This is a genomic window from Streptomyces sp. NPDC056061, from assembly GCF_042266885.1.
Classification (GTDB): Bacteria; Actinomycetota; Actinomycetes; order Streptomycetales; family Streptomycetaceae; genus Streptomyces.
Window position 1 is genome coordinate 1 of record NZ_JBHJWQ010000091.1, and the last position, 1,784, is coordinate 1,784.

General features: G+C 68.4%; 1 protein-coding gene. It reads left to right on the forward strand.

All coding sequences use genetic code 11. The annotated features are described in order from the left end of the window. Positions 1-58 precede the first annotated feature (58 nt). Complete coding sequence (locus ACFC79_RS38230; RefSeq protein WP_376249887.1) at positions 59-1,762, forward strand: ISAzo13 family transposase; 1,704 nt, start codon at positions 59-61, stop codon at positions 1,760-1,762. The last annotated feature ends 22 nt before the right edge of the window (positions 1,763-1,784 follow it).

Sequence of the window (1,784 nt, forward strand, 5' to 3'; positions counted from 1 at the left end):
CTAAGGGAGCGCAGAGAATCAACGTGTTGCTTCCCGCTCTGCGGCTCGTTGATGTGGTATGCGCATCTCCGAGTCGATCCGTGGTCAACTCGCTCTGCGGTTCGAGGCGTTGTTCCCGCACCTCGACGAGCGGCAGAGACGCCTGCTGATGGCAACCGAGGCCCGGTTGCTGGGCCATGGCGGGATCCGGGCCGTCGCGCAGGCGGCCCGGGTCAGCGAGACCACGATCCGCAAGGGCGTGGACGAGCTGGAATCCGGGGCGGAACCGTTGGGACGAATCCGCCGACCCGGGGGCGGGCGCAAGAAAGCAGCCGATATAGACCCGGGACTCCGGTCGGCCCTGCTCGCCCTGGTTGAGCCGGACTCGCGCGGGGATCCGATGTCACCGCTGCGCTGGACGACGAAGTCGACCAGGAAACTGGCTGGGGAACTCACCCGGAAGGGGCACAAGATCGGCGCCGACACGGTGGGCGACCTGCTGCGAGAGGAAGGTTTCAGCCTGCAGGCCAACGCCAAGACCATTGAGGGCGCCCAGCACCCGGACCGCGACGCCCAGTTCCACTACATCAGCGAGCAGGCCCAGGCCCATATGGACACCGGACAGCCGGTGATCAGCGTGGACACCAAGAAGAAGGAGCTGGTCGGCGAGTACCGGAACGCTGGGCGCGAGTGGCGGCCGACCGGTGAGCCGGTGAAGGTCAGGACGCACGATTTCCTCGACCGGCAGGGACCGGGCAAGGCGATCCCGTACGGGATCTACGACATCGCCGCGAACACCGGCTGGGTGAATGTCGGCACGGATCACGACACCGCGGCGTTCGCGGTCGCCTCCATCCGCCGCTGGTGGCAGGCCCGCGGCCGGTACGACTACCCGGCCGCCAACCGGCTTCTGATCACCGCCGACGCAGGCGGCTCCAACGGGCACCGCACCCGCGCCTGGAAGACCGAACTCGCGGCGCTCGCTGCCGAGACGGGACTGGAGATCACGGTCTGCCACATGCCGCCGGGCACGTCGAAGTGGAACAAGATCGAGCACCGGCTCTTCTCCCACATCAGCATGAACTGGCGTGGCAGGCCGTTGACCAGCCACGACGTCATCGTGAACAGCATCGCCGCAACCACCACCCGAACCGGGTTACGGGTCGAGGCCCATCTGGACACGGGCGCCTACGACACCGGAATCAAGGTCACCGACGCCGAGATCGACGCCCTGCCGATGCGCCGCCACCGCTTCCACGGCGACTGGAACTACACCCTCAACACTGCACACGCGCAGCCGACGCCCCGGGCAGCCGACCCCGCCACACCGGCAGATACCGCCCCCGCCCGGGCCTCAGCCCGCCCCGGCCCCGTCTCGCTCCGCGACCCGGAACTGACAGGCATGACGGCCGCACAGCTGGACCAGCTGATCCGCACGCTGATCCCTGCCCTCGATGACAGACGCGAGAAGCGCCGGCACCAGCAGCGCGGCGGCAATCGGCTCCGGGCCCGGGGCGCCGGCGCCAAGGACACACTCACTGCACCCGACCGGATCCTCGCCGCCGTCCTCCACCAGCGGAGGATCGGCACCCACGACCTCCTTGCCGCACTCTTCGGCGTCACCCGCAGCACCATGTCGAGAGCCGTGCAGGAGGTGCAGCCTCTCCTGGTCGAGCTCGGCCACGCGATCCCGCCGTCCACCGCAAGGTTCCGCACGCCCGCGGACCTGACAGCTTTCCTCACCCCGGAAGCCGCCCAGCACAAGATCAAATCCGCATGTTGATTCTCTGCGCTCCCTAACGACC